Source organism: Bacillus sp. FSL M8-0166 (genome assembly GCF_038008825.1).
GTDB lineage: Bacteria > Bacillota > Bacilli > Bacillales > Bacillaceae > Bacillus > Bacillus safensis.
Genome location: NZ_JBBOZZ010000001.1, coordinates 3,367,665 through 3,383,984, shown reverse-complemented (window position 1 = coordinate 3,383,984; position 16,320 = coordinate 3,367,665). Strand labels below are relative to the sequence as shown.

The following is a 16,320-nucleotide window of genomic DNA, read 5'->3' as shown; positions in this document are numbered from 1 at the left end:
TGAGTTCCTCTTTCGTGTTTATTTCGTTTTAGTTAATAAATAGAGAAAATATGGGGCACCGATAAAGGCCACGACCACACCCGCTGGTATGGCATTTGGGGCAAAGATGGAACGTCCGATTGTATCGGCACTGACCAAAATCAACAAGCCAAGCAGCGCACTAACTGGTAAAAAATACTGATGAAGTGAGCCGACAAGCCGTCTGGCCAAATGCGGGGCGACGAGGCCAATAAAGCCAATACCGCCTGTCATCGAAACACTTGCACTCGCCAGTCCAACCGCTAAGGTCAAAAGGAGGAGACGTTTACGCTGGACACGTACACCTACACTTGAGGCAACAGCATCTCCTAATGTCAATGCATTGAGCGTGTTTGACTGCATCAGCGTAAGCGGCACAAGGCATACAATCCAAGGCAGAAGTGCCAGCACATGAATCCAGTCTCTCCCCCATACATTGCCCACAAGCCATCTTGAAGCAAACGTGTATGTATCTTCATCCAGCTTCAATGACAAATATAAGGTCAATGCACTAAATCCCGCAGCAACCGCAATGCCAACTAAGATCAGTCGGATAGGAACAAGCCCTTCATGCCGGTCATATGCAAGAAGCACGATGACCGCTGCCGCAAGCAGTCCGCCGCCAAACGTAAAGAGCGGAATAAGAAGAGACGGATTGCCTTCAAGTGCGTGAAAATATGTCACAAACACAATTAAGCCAAATGCTGCCCCTGCATTCAATCCAATAATCCCAGGATCGGCCAGTGGGTTACGGGATAAGCTCTGCAAAATGCCGCCAGCAATGCCAAGACCAATACCAGCTAACATCGTCACCACAATTCGAGGCAGACGATAGTCAAACAGCACCGTTTCACTTTGGAAATCTCCAAAGCCAAATAACGTCTTGACGACCATGACAGGGCTTAGTTTCAGCGTACCGGTATTTAAACTATACAGCACAACAGCCACACTCAGGCAAAGCAAAACGACTGTCACGACAAGAGCACGCTGTTTCTCTCTCATGACAGGTTCCTCCCTTCTTTTCTGGCAATGTATAAGAAGAAAGGAACACCAACAAGTGCCACCATCACGCCAATGGCAAGCTCTCTTGGCGGATTGACTGTACGGCTGGCAAGGTCTGCAAAGACAAGCAGCATTGCGCCTAATATCGCTGACATTGGAATGACAAAACGATAGTCTACACCAACAAGCTTTCGTGCAATATGCGGGATGACGAGACCGACAAACCCAATCGATCCGACTGCTGATACAGAAACCCCTGCTAATAACACAGCAGCGGTCATTCCTAGTATTCGCACTTGTCGTGTTTTCACCCCTAAATTTGCCGCTGTATCTTCACCGAGCGATAGTAAGGAAAGTGACCGACCTAATAGCATGGCCCATACGATCACAATCAGAATGACCGGGGCAAGAATCGTCAGCTGCGGCCATTTCACACCAGCTACCCCGCCTGCATACCAAAAAGCAAGATCCTGACTCAGGTCAAAATAAATCGCGATACCAGAACTGAGCGAATGAAGCAATGCGGCTACAACCGCTCCTGCTACAGTGAGTCGCAGCGGTGTCAATACGCCGCCAGCCGCCCCAATCGCAAAGATCAGCAGCGTACTGAGCACAGCACCAATAAAGGAAAAAAACATCAGTGCTGAATAAGGCATTCCTGGGAAAAAAGCAAAACAGAGAGCGACCACAAACATCGCACCCCCATTAATGCCCAAAATCCCCGCATCTGCCAGTGGATTTCTTGTGATGCCCTGCATAAGAGCACCCGCTACGGCAAACGCCGCTCCCACTAGAGCTGCCCCTAAAACACGAGGAAGTCTTAATTCATGGATGATCTGCTGCTCTGTGACATTTGACTGGTAGTCAAATACAGCTGTCCAAACCGTTTGCAGAGACAATGTTTTTGCACCGTATGACACAGCAAAAAACATGGCAGCCGCTAAACCAATGACGGCGAGAAAAAATATCAAAAAGAACAGAATATGTGATGATCGTTTTTGTTGAGTTCGCTTATCCTGCAAAATCGGTGTCATCCTTTTCTTCATTAAAAGTCAGTTTGAAAATGAGAATCATAATCAACAAAATTATAGCCGTCAGCCTCTAAAAAATCAATGTACACCCTTTTTTTTAATTAATGAAGGTATGTGCGGAGCATCGGGGTGGGAGGTTCTTTTTGCCGCTCAGTACGACCTATCATTTTTTCTCATAGTTTAATAGGAAAATAGTTGACATTTCGCATGAATATCCCCTAAAATTACAAAAGTAAGTCAAATGTTATAAAAATATTACAAACAGATGTCAAACTAATAAAGAATGACCCGTCATGAGAGGAGATTTGAAAGTTGTGTCAGTAAAGGGAAAATGGAGTATCGTCCTATTTGCGCTTGCAGTCGTCATTGGAGCAGTTGCTTTCTTTCAAAATCAACAAGCAAGCGGTACAGAGAAGAAAAATGTAAAGCAGGATACAAACTATAAAAACGTCGAAATTGTCACTCTCGTAAATGACGGGAAATTTATGAGATATGCAGTCAACTATCCTCTTTTTCATCAAAAAGAGCTAGATGACAAGATTCAAAGCTATGCCAATTCAGCATTAGAGCATTTCAAAAAAACATTCAGTGAAGCAAAAGATATCGATGAAAATAAACGCTATGAACTGAATATTGATTATGAAATGGTGCATTATGCGAAGCAGTCTGCTGCCATTCGCTTTACAACCTATACGTATACTGGCCAGCAAAATGGAACCACCAATCATCTCACGATTAACTTTGATTTTCAGAAAAAAACCTTTCTTGACACAAAAGATTTATTTCTGCCTAAAACCAATTATTTAAAGAAATTATCCTATATTACATATACGGAGCTTCGAAAGGATAAAACCTTATCTAAGGATCAGCCTCTCCTTCAGAAAGGAACAGCCCCTGATGCTCAAAACTTCAGTCAATTTGCCTTGAAAGACAAATATGTAGAATTTTATTTCCCTGCATCTCAAGTAGCCGCGGAGGATCTTGGGCCGCAAACACTCGCAATCAAAAAGACATTGCTGAAGGACATATTAAAGCCAGAATATATGGATAAAATCAAAAATAAAAATGAAATGAAAGAACCGAACCCAAAAAGAAAAGCCGTCAAGCTGCCGCAAAAATCAAAGCTTGACCCGAATAAAAAAGCCATCGCACTTACATTTGATGATGGACCGAATCCAGCGACAACCTCAAAAATTTTAGATGCGCTGAAGAAAAATAAAGGACATGCCACCTTTTTCGTATTAGGCAGCAGGGTGCAATATTATCCTGGAATGCTTGCCGACATTCTAAAAGGCGGGAATGAGATCGGAAACCATTCCTACAATCACCCTTTATTAACAAGACTGCCTTTAGAAGAAGCCGTGAAACAAGTGAAGGACACCCAGCAGCTGATAGAGAAAGCTAGCGGATATACACCTACACACTTTAGACCGCCATATGGCGGTACAAACCAAGACATCAATCAGGCGATTGGGATGAAGGTCACTTTGTGGGATGTTGATCCTGAGGATTGGAAAATCCGCAACAGCCAGCAGATCACAAACCGCGTTCTCTCACATGCAGCAGATGGCAGAACGGTGTTAATGCACGATATTTATGAAAGCTCAGCTCAAGCTGCCGTAAAGATCATCCATGAACTTACCAAACAAGGCTACCAGCTCGTCACAGTGAGTGAACTTGAACAATTAAAAAAAGAACGACATGAACAAACCCCTGTAGAGTAAACAGGGGTTTTCTTTTATGACTCCAAAGACTTTTTTTGTTTCAATAATGCTTGAAATGTCTCTTCAAGCTCTTGCGACGGCTCAATACTTAAACGGCTGAGCACTTCAGACAGCTGCATATCAATTAACAGAAGCTCCTCTTCTCTATTTGTCACAGCTGGTTTTTCTTTCTTTTGTTTATATGCTTCATATGTGCCGTCAAATCCTTCAATACGTTCCTCGTGAATATGGAAAATACGAGTGGCAACCTCCTCAATCAGCCTGCGATCGTGGGAAACAAACACAACGGTACCTGGGTAATCCTTTAATAGACCTTCAAGTGCTTCAACTGCCGCCAAATCTAAAAAGTTCGTCGGTTCATCCAGCATGAGAACATTGGCATCACTGACGAGTAAGGACGCAAGCATGGTCTTCACCCGTTCTCCCCCGCTTAATACCTCAACAGGCTTGTGCACATCATCCCCTCTAAATCCTAGTCTCGCTAAAACCGTTCGAACCACTGTCTCGTCTTGAACCGCCTCTTTCAGCGCATTTTGTAAAATCGATTCATCTACCTTCAGTCCTGAAAGATCCTGACGGAAATAGGCTAGCTTGACAGCCTCTGAGCGAGTAACTCCGGGATGTCCATTCACTAACATACGGAGAAATGTCGTTTTGCCGCTCCCATTCTTTCCGATAATGGCAACTTTGTCTCCGCCCCTCACTTCCACATTCGCCTGCTTCCAAAGCAGTTTACCCCCCGCCTTGCCTTCTACATTTTCCACTCGCAAAATGGTACGGCTTGCTACTTCCTTCATCGTATGCTGAGTCATTTGAATGGGCTGAATATCCTTTATCTTCTCCACCTTTTCTAATTTCTCCATCCTTGTTTCAATGGATTTAGCTGTTTTCTCCAACTTTTTTTGCTTATTTGCATAGTAGGGCTTTGCAATTTTAGGCCCTGAGGATTTCACCTTTTGGGAGGGCTTTGTCGCTTTGTCCGCCTTTTTCTTTTTCTTTTCCAGCGCATGCTCTAACTGTTTTTTCTTTTGTGTATAAGCTTCGTACGCTTCCACCTGCTGACGATGTGCCAGCTCTTTTTGCTGTGCAAAATGCGTGTAGTTGCCTTTGTAATGATGAAGCTGTCCATGATCCAGCTCCCAAATCTCCGTACATATTGCATCTAAAAAAGCACGATCATGTGAAACAACAATGAGAGCACCTTGATAATGACGCAGCTTTTCTTCCAGCCACTCAATATGCTCTGTATCCAAATGAGTTGTCGGTTCATCTGCTAATAAAAGGGCAGACGGCCGGCTTAATGCTCTTTCAATATAAGTCTGGGTCATTTCACCGCCACTCTGTCTGCCGTCTCCTTGTTTCAATTGAGGAAGCAGCGTACAGACCGCTGTGGCTGCAACTGTGCCGCTGTCTGGTGTTTCCTGCCCCGCCAGCACATTCATTAAAGTCGTTTTCCCGGTGCCATTTGACCCTACAAGACCAATACGATCACCTTGATGGATGGCTAGCTCCTCAATATCAAATAACAAGCGATCTTTTCGAAATACCTTTAACTGATTGGCTTTTAATAACATCCAATCCTCTCCTTTCATATCAGGAGACATGAAAAAGCCTCCCATTCTCAGAATAGGAGGCAAAATGGTGTACAAAAATAAGCGGATTGATCCAGTATGGTGTGCCGTTCATATTTGAACACACACATCCCACGTATCAATCACCTTACTCTTTGATTCCCAAGCTGTACCATCCTATTCTGAAGCTAAAAAATGAAAACGCAGCAAACATGGCAAACCGATCGTTTGCTCACTGCCTTCGTTCGTTCATTTTGCTTACAGGTCATAGGATTAGTACTTCATTGCATTGGGTCACCCTTCCGTCGTTTGTTACGTATACGATAAAAGATTGGTTATTTTTTGTCAAGCGGGGTCCCATTTGAATAGGGCAGCCACCTTTGAAAAAACGTTATCTATTGAGTCTGTTTCGCTTGCACGAATTGGTCGATCACCCTTAATGCTTTTTCTGTTCCACCTGCTGCTTGGAAGCTTTCTTCAATTTTCTCAATCCCCGCACGGTACGTGTCACTGCCTAAAACCGTCTCAACAGTTTCTCTTAGCTGCTTTGCTGTCAGCTGATCTTTATCAAGTGCACAAGCAGCAGATAATTCGGTCAGTCTTTGTGCCACCATCGGCTGATCTTTGTCGACTGGAATGACGACCATCGGAACGTGGTAATGAATACCTTCATTGACACTATTCATCCCGCCGTGCGTTATAAACACATCTGTCAGTTCGAGCACTTCAAGCTGCGGCACATAAGGTTCGATCAGAAAATGAGCAGGCGCCTCTTTTAAGAGAGAACGATCTACTTTTTCACCTGTTGCGATAATCACTTTTCCGTCAAAGTCTGCAAAAGCATCTATACACATATTAAAAAATGCTTCTGTATCCCCAAGAACGGTACCCATGGAAATAAAAACGACTTTTTCTTGCTCAAGTGCTTCCAGCGGGAAATCATGCTGGTCAGCTCTTTTTAGAAAGCTCGGTCCAATGAAGACAAACGAATCGTTTAATGAATCAACAGACGGCTGGAAATATTCACTTGTATACACGATATTCAGTTCTCCACGGTTTTTCATGAATTGCATCAAACGCGTCGGCTGAACGCCAAAACGCTCTTGTATTTTTTCTAACAGATGATCGGCTTTCTCATCGTTTCTGTATAACGGTGTATCAAAATGCGCCTCTTGCAGCACAAAAGATGGGTTGGAACCGATGCTCGGAATGTGCAGGTAATCTCGAACAAGCTCCCCTGCCCCAAACATATCAAAGTAGACCAAATCAAATGAATGCTTCTCGGAAAGTGTTTCCACCACCTCTAAAATATCATATGATGTTTGCAGCATGGCATGAAAGAACGGCTGCATAGAATCTAAATCTCCTTCTTCCACATGTAATGTCCGAATATAGTCTGGATGTATATGTACGTGAGCGCCTAAGCGTTTAATTCGTTCCTCATAATGTACAGTTGTGACCGCATGCACTTCATCGCCTCGATCCGCCCATGCTTTGATGATTCCTAACATAGGGTTCACATGTCCTTCAGCTGGAAACGTAATCAATAAAATCTTCGCCACAAGAAATCCCTCCTCATTGTCAATTCTCTTCCATGTTAATCATATACAGTGAACTGGCTCAAGAAATACGCCTGAAAAGGGAAGAAATGAGTCTTACGTCCAGTATTTCATGGAGGGACATGAACATAACGCCTTCTCACGAGCAAACATCCAATATAACCCTTTATTATTTATTTTTGTATAATTAGTCATAATATTATTTTCAGCTTCATATTGGAGGGATATTTTGTGAAAGTCTTGGAGAAATACAGTTATTTAATTATCATTCTTTGTCTGGCAGCAATGATCGTGACAAACTTCACTGTGAATGACAATACAATAAAAAATACTGTATCCGTGATTGGATTTATCATTGTTCTTCTTACAATTATATCTGCGGCTATTTACAGGAAAGGCCAGAAAGGCAGATAACCCTTTATTCTAAAGCAATAACCCCCACTCTTATGTTAAGAATGGGGGTTATTTTATTATACTCGGATAGATGTTGCTGTGTTGCAACAAGATCATTTTTTCACTTGCTTCTCCTAGCTTTATTAGAAAAGAACGATCAATCCGATTGAGCACACAAAAACCCCTCTCCATATGAAGAGGGGTTCATGACAGACCTTTATCTTATCTACCTAGCAAGGTCAAGTACGCGCTCGGAGGGATTCGAACCCCCGGCAGACGTGGTACCGGAAACCACCGCTCTATCCAACTGAGCTACGAGCGCACGATATGTTTTTGAACGTCAGCATATCAAATTATAAGGGAAATGCTGCAAGAAAGCAATGATTAATCATTCGTCGTGATGATGTATTTTCTTCTTTTGGATACATAGACTAATATGCTGGTTTGAACTGGAATGATTTTGGGGAAAATGGATAGGGGTATTTGAATTTAGGTCAGCGTTTTGTTTGACCTTTATTGACCAAAAATGTATCATTGAATTACATACTTACCTAAAAGGTGAAGGAGGAACATTATGAATTTAATACCTACAGTCATTGAGCAAACAAATCGTGGGGAAAGAGCTTACGACATTTATTCTCGTCTTTTAAAAGACCGTATTATCATGCTTGGTTCTGCGATCGATGACAATGTTGCCAACTCCATCGTGTCACAGCTGCTTTTCTTAGAAGCTGAAGATCCAGAAAAAGATATTTCTATCTACATTAACAGCCCTGGCGGTTCAATCACAGCTGGTATGGCCATTTACGATACGATGCAATTTATTAAACCAAAGGTATCAACTATTTGTATTGGTATGGCTGCATCTATGGGTGCGTTCCTGCTTGCTGCTGGTGAAAAAGGTAAGCGTTATGCTCTTCCAAACAGTGAAGTCATGATTCACCAACCACTAGGCGGTGCCCAAGGTCAAGCAACAGAAATTGAAATTGCGGCAAAACGAATCCTTTCTTTACGCGATAAACTGAACCAAGTACTTGCTGAACGTACTGGTCAGCCAATTGAAGTCATTGAGCGCGACACAGATCGTGACAACTTCAAAACAGCGGAAGAAGCACTTCAATACGGACTCATTGACAAAGTCTTGACCCGTAATACAGATGACCAAAAATAATGATCACAACACAAACCGTCTGCTCCTTGAACAGACGGTTTTTTGTTTTCATCATACTTTAAGACAGTTCCGTCCATTTCTGCTGAAGAGACGGTGTTTGGTAAGAAGCCATCTGCGTGATCAATTTCTCCGGTTCACTCGAAGCATGTAACAATTGAAGGTGTGATTCATTCGAAAAACCTTCCTGTACACTAAATTTCACCATGTCCATGAGCGGGTTGAAGTAGTCATTCACTTGATACAATCCAATCGGCTTTTGATGGATGCCGATTTGCGCCCAGCACAGCACCTCAAATAATTCTTCATATGTACCAAAGCCGCCTGGCATCGCAATAAACCCATCGGCCAGCTCGCTCATTTTCGCTTTTCGTTCATGCATGCCTGTTACCTCAATTAACTCTGTCAGCTCTTGATGCACGACTTCTCCTCTAAAAAGCCCCTTAGGCATGACACCGATCACTTGTCCGCCATGTCTCATGACCTCATCGGCAATAGCGCCCATTAACCCAATACGCGACCCGCCATAAACAAGACGAATGCCCTGCTTCGCCATATAAGCACCCAGCTCCACAGCCTTTTGTTTGTAGACATCATTTACACCTGGATTCGAACCAGCAAACACACAAATCGTTTTCATCAAAACAGCTCCATCTCTCTCTATGATTTCTTCACCCACTCATTCTACTATAATGATTTGTAAAGAAACAGCCGTTTCTTCTATATATAGTGTAAAATCAAAAGAGTGAATACCATATAAGGAGCTGTAGATAGAGAATGCAAACAACCGAGATGGAGAAGTGGATCAAGGATTTTTATCAAACGAGAAATTGGACAGAATACGGGCCGTTTATCCGGTTAGGCTTCTTAATGGAAGAAACGGGAGAACTCGCTCGTGCTGTTAGAGCAATAGAAATCGGACGAGACCGGCCTGATGAGCAGAGACAGGAATCACCTGAGCTGAAAAAAGAACTCATTGAAGAAATGGGAGATGTCTTAGCAAATCTCCTCATTTTAGCGGATCAATATGATGTCACAATAGAAGAGGTCTTCAGCGCTCATCAACAAAAACTCAACAAACGCTTTTCTGGAGAAAAAGAGCCAGTAAAAAACACGTGACCAAGCTGTCACGTGTTTTTTTACCCCTTAAAGATGCTGTGGTGAAATGTCATCCGTTCGTTCAAAGAAATGCTGTTTTCCGATATGATGGAATAGACCTGTTCGATGCAAAAGCTCCTTAGGTTGTGATTGAAGTCCAACAATCATCAGCTTTCCATTATGATGCTTTAACCGATTGGAGATATTCATTAGAACCGCTTCTGCCGATGTGTCCATGTAATTGACTTTATTCATAAGCAGGATGAGCGTTTTCGGTTTTGTTTGAACATGGTCCAAAATCGAATTTTCCAATGAATCTGTTGTTCCGAAAAAGAGCGGCCCTTCAATGGAATACATACTGATCCCTTTCTCGTCTGTCTGTTTTTCTAAAGCAGCTGCTGTTTCCATTTGAGGAACGGCGACATTGGAATGAATATTGGTCGTCTGGCTCATTTTTTTGATAAAAGCGATAAACGCTAAAATGAGACCAGCGGTGACGCCAATAATTAAATCACCGATGACCGTGAGCAGAAAGGTCACGACAAGTACAAGCGAATCGGCATTTTTCACTTTCACAATATTCATAAACTCTTTTCTCTCACTCATATTCCAAGCAACAAACATTAAAATCGGTGCCATTGCAGCAAGTGGAATCATCGACGCATACGGCGCAAATACCATTAAGATCAGCAAGACGACAACGCCATGTACGACACCAGAAATCGGACTTGCCCCGCCATTTTTTATGTTGGTGGCCGTTCGGGCAATAGCTCCCGTCGCTGGAATTCCCCCGAAAAGCGGTGCCGCCATATTGGCAATTCCTTGCCCGACAAGCTCCTTATTGCTGTCATGCTTAGAACCTTTCATATTATCAGCGACCATTGCGGATAAAATCGATTCCACGCCGCCTAAAAGCGCAATGACAATTGCTGGAGGCAGGAGGTATATCATTTTTTCAATCGTCAATTCAGGAAAAGCGAAGGTTGGCAGCTGACGAGGGATTTCACCATATGCAGAGCCAATCGTTTCAACTTGTCCTTGAAAAAAGAGAACGGCTAGAAACGTTGAAGCCAATAGACCTAATAGAGCACCAGGTATTTTGGGAATGTATTTTTGTGCCGCCAAAATCACGATGAGCCCGATGACGGCTGTGATGATGGCGAGACTATTTGCGGTCCCAAGATGGACCACAATTTCTCTCATATTGAGGAAAAAGCTTTCATGTTTTTCAACACCCTTTAATCCGAGGAAGTTGGCAATCTGTCCTGAAAAAATAATGACAGCAATGCCCGCAGTAAAACCGATGATAACCGGACGAGGAATAAATTTCATAAGCTTCCCTAGTTTGAATATTCCGAATAATACAAGCATACAGCCTGCCATAAAACCGGCAATGAGCAAGTTTTCAATACCGTACTGGCTGACAATCCCGAATAAAATGGGAACAAACGCCCCAGTCGGCCCGCCGATCTGATACTTTGAACCACCAAACAATGAAATCAAAATGCCGGCAACGATGACTGTGTATAATCCATATTCTGGTCCGACACCAGATGCAATGGCAAATGCCATGCCTAAAGGAATTGCCACAACGCCCACGACAAGCCCAGCGATTAAATCGCGTCTAAACTTTGATGAATTGTACCCTTCAAATCTTCCATAAAAACGCATGGTATGTGTTGGCCTCCTTCAAGTATGTGTAGATGATTTAGGTATACTGCGCGTCAATCTGTTTGTCTTTCACAACGACATCCAGCTTGCCTGTTGCTGGATCAATCACCAGTCCATGAACAGCTACATCACTTGGCATCAGTGGATGCTCTTTCACTAATTTCACACTTTGGGTCACGCTCTCTTCAACCGAATCAAAGCCTGTCAGCCAGCCCTTTAAATCGACTCCTGAGTTTTTCACAATGCTTAAGCATTTCTCTTCGATTCCGCGTGCTTTCGCCTTTTCAAGTAAAGGGTCCGCCGCAAGACCTGCCATTCCGCATTCATGATGCCCTACAATGCATACTTCCTCTGCCTTTAGCTCATAGATGGCTAGCAGGATACTCCGCATTACACTGCCGAACGGATGTGTCACAATGGCGCCTGCATTCTTAATGATTTTCGCATCCCCGTTGCGAAGCCCCATAGATTGCGGCAATAATTCCAAAAGACGGGTATCCATGCACGTTAAAATGACCAATTTTTTCTCAGGAAATTTCCCCGCTTTGAAAGGCTCATAATGTCTCTCATTCACAAACTCTGAATTGTGCTGAAGAATCTGTTCTAATTTAGATCCCATTTTGCCATCTCCCATCTTTTTTAAGTAACGTAAGCCCGCGCCTGTCCCCCTTTTCTTTCTTGTGTTCTCAAGCATAGAGAAGAAAAATGATAGAAAAAAAAGAAAAAAATGAGAAAACGATGAGAAGAAATATCATCATTTTCTCTATTTTACGCTGCATCCCAACGGATTCGCGGGTTTGTTTTCAATCTATTGTTCTCATAAAACCAAAAGACAATAAAATGGTTTAGTAGAAAATGACCATCCCGTTTAATACATTTCAAATATAATAAATTTTCTATCAAAAAGTCTCGATCTATTTTCCAGTTTGTCAGATAATCTCTCATAAATTCTTGCAATTTCACATGTCTCATCTACCATCAGCTTATTTTTATATAGATAAAAAATGCATCAGATGGCATATGAATATACTTTTTTAATAAGTAAATGTCTTTCTTTACCGTTATTTCAGTATATTAAATATTGAGCTGCTAACATTCAAACGTGTTCTGCCGAAATGGTTGCTTTATAATAAAAGGAGTAAGATGACCATGTGAAAGGAGCGAATTGACTGTGACACCACACATTTTTGTCGCCAAACCCTTACCTGCTTCTTTTGAGAAAATGCTAAAGGAACATTGTACATACGAGGTTTGGCAATCCAAAGACCCTATTCCAAGAGACATTTTGTTTGAGAAGCTGCAGCACGCTGATGGTCTTTTAACGTCTGGAACAAAAATCGATCAAGAGCTGTTAGATCACGCACCAAAACTCAAGGTGGTGAGTAATAACTCTGTCGGCTATGACAATTTCGATATAGAAGCGATGAGGCAAAGAGGCGTGATTGGTACGCACACTCCTTATACGCTCGATCATACCGTGGCTGACCTTGCCTTTTCGCTCATTCTCTCTTCTGCGCGAAGAATCGCCGAGCTGGATCGTTTTATCCGTGAAGGAAAATGGACGAAATTCGTACAGGAAGAAGAGATCTTTGGCATTGATGTACATCACCAAACGCTAGGTATTATTGGCATGGGACGTATCGGAGAACAAGTGGCCAAACGGGCAGCACATGGTTTTGATATGAACGTTCTTTATCATAACCGAAGCCGGAATGAAAAGGCTGAATCGGCGTATGGCGCTGTCTATTGTGCATTTGATGATCTTTTAAAACAAGCTGATATCATCGTGTTGATTACACCGCTGACCGAGGAAACATATCATATGATTGGGGAACGAGAATTGAAGTTAATGAAGCAAACGGCTTTATTTGTAAACATTTCCCGCGGGAAAACAGTGGATGAAAAAAGCCTCATTCAAGCACTTCAGGAGGGATGGATCAAAGGCGCTGGTCTTGATGTGTATGAGCAGGAACCGCTTCGAGAGGATCATCCTTTCAAAGAGATGAACAATGTCACCCTAGCCCCTCACATCGGTTCCGCTACTGAAACAACAAGGGATCTCATGCTGAAACGAGCCATTCATAATGTGATTCATGGAATAGATGGGAGGGCGCCTGTTGATGTTGTGAAGGAGCTTGCTTCATCTTGAACAGCAAAGACGCAGAAACTGCGTCTTTCAGATTGTTGACAAAGGGCTAAAATGATCTTTATTTTAGCTCTTTGTCTTCTTTTCAGCGTGATAGAAAACCTTTGCAGTCTAGGAAGGACGAGCACTGGCGCGGAGCGAATTTGACATTCGTGAGCACCAGCGCGCAGGACTGACAAAGAATGCGAGGGTTTGTCTACACGCTGAAAGACGCAGAAACTGCGTCTTTTTATTTATTTCTTTAGGAGACATCAGGAGAAAAGACTCATTTTAGCAAAGATCCTGATTCTTTACATTTCCTTCATGTTCGGGTGCTATAATATGAGCTAGACAAGCATCAAGAGGACGGCATCCGATTTCCTTAATAGGAGGATGAAGATGAAAAGATTGAGTTCGGTTTTTACTATGTTCGCTCTGATCGCTGCTATTCTGTTTTCTGGATTTGTCCCGCAGCAAGCTCATGCAGAAACACCTCTTACACCAACAGCCACAACTGAAACTGCTTCTATTCAGCTCACGCCAGATGTGCGTACCCTTGCCGTCATTAATACGTTTGATGGTGTAGCAGATTATTTAATTCGCTACAAACGACTGCCTGATAACTACATTACGAAATCACAAGCAAGTGCGCTCGGATGGGTGGCATCAAAGGGAAATCTAGCAGAGGTTGCGCCAGGTAAAAGCATTGGTGGAGATATTTTCTCAAACCGGGAAGGACGCCTTCCTTCAGCAAGCGGCCGAACATGGCGTGAGGCAGACATCAACTACGTTTCAGGCTTCCGCAATGCTGACCGTCTTGTGTATTCAAGCGACTGGCTCATTTACAAAACAACAGACCATTACGCGACTTTCACACGTATTCGATAATCAATAAAAAAGACAGCCCTGTTTGATCTAGGGCTGTCTTTTAATATGATTTACGGTATAAGCTTTTTCACGTAATCCTCAAAAGGAATCGGAAGCGGCTTTTTCGACACTTCTTCATGTTCATGTGTGGTGACATGATCCTCAGTAACGATCACACGTCCTGTTGGCGTGAGCTTTGACGCAAGCGGTCTTTTGTTAAATGGAGAGGATTCATTTTCATAAATCTCGTGTCTCATTTGGGCCAATACAGCCTCGTCCACCTCGTTCAACGTGAAAGCATAGCCTGTTTCAGCGCCATCTCCCTTATCTAATTGGAGCAGATGTGTCCCTTTTTCGGTTTCCTCAGCTTTGACGCGAAACCGAATTGACGCTCCTTCCACCCAATCTTCTGTAAAAGGCACAGGCTGAAGAGGTAAATTCACACCAAATCCCGCATCAATGAGGAAGCGTTCGTTGTGATGCTTCAACATGATGGCTACGTGCGTACCATCAATTGCCCACGTATCCGCTTCTTTGTTATACACTGTGCCTTGAAGAAGCTGTACAGAGAGCCCTGCCTCTTTTAACACATAGTATAAGAGAGGATTGAGATCGTAACAAAGACCTCCTCTGTTTTCTTCAAGAAGATGCTGCTTCAACCCTTCTTGATTCAAAGCGTAGGATTGTTTGTTCAGAACAGATCTATTTTCGAACGGAAAGGTATAAGCCATTTTTTTTAATAATACAGGCAAGTCTTTAAAGGTGATGGACTTGCCTTCATATCCGATCTTCTGTAAAAAAGCTGATTGAATCATGACAATCCCTCCTAAAAAAACTGAGCCTTTGAAGAGACTCAGTTTTCTTGATTGATAAAATCTGTTAACGCCTCAATGGCTTCTTGTTCATCCGCACCATCTGCAATCAGTGTGACAGTAACCCCAGAGCTGATCGCTAGACTCATGAGACCCATAATGCTTTTCGCATTGACTTTTTTCCCATCTTTCTCTAGAAAAATATCAGCACCAAAGCGATTGGCTTCTTGTACGAACAAAGCGGCTGGACGTGCCTGCAAGCCTGTTTTCAGCTGGATGGTGACCGTTTTTTCCACCATATGATCTGCCTCCCTTTTTCATTCTCCTATTTGAGTGTAACAGCTTGTCCGTTTCGTAATTGTTCTGCGATTTGATCTAGCTTTCTTAAACGGTGGTTAATCCCTGACTTGCTGATCTTGCCGCTTTCCACCATTTCTCCAAGTTCCTTCAGCGTGACCTCTTGATAGTCGACTCGCAGTTTAGCAATTTCACGAAGCTTTTCCGGCAGGGCATCAAGTCCAATTTTTTCATCAATGAATTGAATGTTCTCGACCTGACGCAGTGATGCACCAATCGTTTTATTCAAGTTTGCTGTTTCACAATTGACGAGCCGGTTGACGGAGTTCCTCATATCTCGGACGATCCGCACATCTTCAAAGCGAAGCAGTGAGTTATGAGCGCCCACAACACTTAAGAATTCCGTGATTTTTTCTGCTTCCTTCATGTACGTAATGTACCCTTTTTTGCGCTCAAGTGTTTTACTATTGAGATGAAATTGATTCATCAGCTCACAAAGGGCATCATTATGTTCTTTATATAGTGAAAAAATTTCAAGGTGATAGGAGGACGTTTCTGGGTTATTCACAGAACCGCCTGCTAAAAAAGCACCTCTCATATAGGAGCGCTTGCAGCATCTTTTCTTCACAAGCTCTTCTGAAATATTGCGCTCAAATACAAATTGCTCACCTAATATTTTTAAATCCTCTAAAATGGTTCTCGCTCGTTCTACCAGTCTGACAATATACACGTTATTCTTTTTCAATCTCATTTTTTTACGGACGAGCAGTTCGACTGTCACATCGTATTTCTTCTTGAGCAGCGTATAAATCCGTCTTGCAATGGCTGCGTTCTCTGTCTGTATATCTAAAATCAATTTTCGATTAGAGAAAGATAATGAACCGTTCATACGGATGAGGGCAGAAAGCTCTGCTTTTGTGCAGCAGTCCTTCACGTCCAGATTAGTCAGCTCTTTTTTTGTTTCGGATGCAAATGACATCCTTG

15 protein-coding genes and 1 tRNA gene are annotated in these 16,320 nt (G+C 42.8%); 5 read left to right on the top strand and 11 right to left on the bottom strand.

Annotated features, from left to right (window positions below; genetic code table 11):
- Positions 1 to 18: 18 nt before the first annotated feature.
- A complete protein-coding gene (locus NSS92_RS17390) occupies positions 19 to 1,020 on the bottom strand; it encodes a FecCD family ABC transporter permease (RefSeq protein ID WP_340869579.1) in 1,002 nt (333 codons plus the stop codon).
- Positions 1,017 to 2,042, bottom strand: coding sequence for a FecCD family ABC transporter permease (locus tag NSS92_RS17385; protein WP_267586692.1), 1,026 nt, complete (start codon positions 2,040 to 2,042; stop codon positions 1,017 to 1,019). The genes NSS92_RS17390 and NSS92_RS17385 overlap by 4 nt, the downstream gene beginning before the upstream one ends.
- A 323-nt stretch (positions 2,043 to 2,365) precedes the next feature.
- Between NSS92_RS17385 and NSS92_RS17380 the strand changes: the two genes are divergently transcribed.
- Entirely contained in the window at positions 2,366 to 3,775 is a 1,410-nt protein-coding gene (locus NSS92_RS17380; RefSeq protein WP_324290836.1) for a polysaccharide deacetylase family protein, read from the top strand.
- A gap of 14 nt (positions 3,776 to 3,789) precedes the next feature.
- On the opposite strand, the gene abc-f is transcribed toward NSS92_RS17380, so the two are convergent.
- From abc-f to NSS92_RS17365, 3 genes are all read right to left on the bottom strand, one after another.
- Entirely contained in the window at positions 3,790 to 5,349 is a 1,560-nt protein-coding gene (gene abc-f / locus NSS92_RS17375) for a ribosomal protection-like ABC-F family protein (protein WP_340870068.1), read from the bottom strand.
- Between the two features lie 392 nt (positions 5,350 to 5,741).
- Positions 5,742 to 6,908, bottom strand: coding sequence for a macrolide family glycosyltransferase (locus tag NSS92_RS17370; protein ID WP_340869577.1), 1,167 nt, complete (start codon positions 6,906 to 6,908; stop codon positions 5,742 to 5,744).
- A gap of 636 nt (positions 6,909 to 7,544) precedes the next feature.
- Positions 7,545 to 7,620 (bottom strand) — tRNA-Arg (locus NSS92_RS17365).
- 252 nt (positions 7,621 to 7,872) lie between these two features.
- Between NSS92_RS17365 and clpP the strand changes: the two genes are divergently transcribed.
- Positions 7,873 to 8,469 (top strand): ATP-dependent Clp endopeptidase proteolytic subunit ClpP, encoded by a 597-nt coding sequence (gene clpP / locus NSS92_RS17360; protein ID WP_340869575.1) that lies wholly within the window; start codon positions 7,873 to 7,875, stop codon positions 8,467 to 8,469.
- Between the two features lie 58 nt (positions 8,470 to 8,527).
- On the opposite strand, the gene NSS92_RS17355 is transcribed toward clpP, so the two are convergent.
- Entirely contained in the window at positions 8,528 to 9,106 is a 579-nt protein-coding gene (locus NSS92_RS17355) for an LOG family protein (protein WP_340869573.1), read from the bottom strand.
- Positions 9,107 to 9,243: 137 nt separating this feature from the next.
- Here NSS92_RS17355 and NSS92_RS17350 point away from each other — a divergent pair, with 137 nt between their 5' ends.
- Positions 9,244 to 9,585: a MazG-like family protein gene (locus NSS92_RS17350; protein WP_340869571.1), complete on the top strand. Its 342-nt coding sequence runs from the start codon at positions 9,244 to 9,246 to the stop codon at positions 9,583 to 9,585.
- Positions 9,586 to 9,612: 27 nt separating this feature from the next.
- Here the strand turns inward: NSS92_RS17350 and NSS92_RS17345 are convergent, their stop codons facing one another.
- A complete protein-coding gene (locus NSS92_RS17345) occupies positions 9,613 to 11,235 on the bottom strand; it encodes a SulP family inorganic anion transporter (protein ID WP_340869569.1) in 1,623 nt (540 codons plus the stop codon).
- A 37-nt stretch (positions 11,236 to 11,272) separates the two neighbouring features.
- Entirely contained in the window at positions 11,273 to 11,854 is a 582-nt protein-coding gene (locus tag NSS92_RS17340; RefSeq protein ID WP_340869567.1) for a beta-class carbonic anhydrase, read from the bottom strand.
- Between the two features lie 552 nt (positions 11,855 to 12,406).
- On the opposite strand from NSS92_RS17340, the gene NSS92_RS17335 reads away from it, so the two are divergent.
- Both NSS92_RS17335 and NSS92_RS17330 read left to right on the top strand, forming a co-directional pair.
- Positions 12,407 to 13,384: a 2-hydroxyacid dehydrogenase gene (locus NSS92_RS17335; RefSeq protein WP_340869565.1), complete on the top strand. Its 978-nt coding sequence runs from the start codon at positions 12,407 to 12,409 to the stop codon at positions 13,382 to 13,384.
- Between the two features lie 375 nt (positions 13,385 to 13,759).
- Entirely contained in the window at positions 13,760 to 14,248 is a 489-nt protein-coding gene (locus NSS92_RS17330; RefSeq protein WP_024423547.1) for a ribonuclease, read from the top strand.
- A gap of 50 nt (positions 14,249 to 14,298) precedes the next feature.
- Here the strand turns inward: NSS92_RS17330 and NSS92_RS17325 are convergent, their stop codons facing one another.
- Genes NSS92_RS17325 through whiA form a run of 3 tightly spaced genes read right to left on the bottom strand, consistent with a single transcriptional unit; the run spans position 14,299 to position 16,315 of the window.
- Positions 14,299 to 15,042 (bottom strand): arylamine N-acetyltransferase family protein, encoded by a 744-nt coding sequence (locus tag NSS92_RS17325; protein WP_340869562.1) that lies wholly within the window; start codon positions 15,040 to 15,042, stop codon positions 14,299 to 14,301.
- A gap of 38 nt (positions 15,043 to 15,080) precedes the next feature.
- On the bottom strand, positions 15,081 to 15,338 hold the full coding sequence (locus NSS92_RS17320) for an HPr family phosphocarrier protein (RefSeq protein ID WP_024423549.1): 258 nt from the start codon (positions 15,336 to 15,338) through the stop codon (positions 15,081 to 15,083).
- A gap of 26 nt (positions 15,339 to 15,364) precedes the next feature.
- The gene (gene whiA, locus NSS92_RS17315) at positions 15,365 to 16,315 is read right to left on the bottom strand and encodes a DNA-binding protein WhiA (RefSeq protein WP_034281025.1); all 951 of its coding nucleotides are present in this window, start codon (positions 16,313 to 16,315) and stop codon (positions 15,365 to 15,367) included.
- Positions 16,316 to 16,320 lie beyond the last annotated feature (5 nt).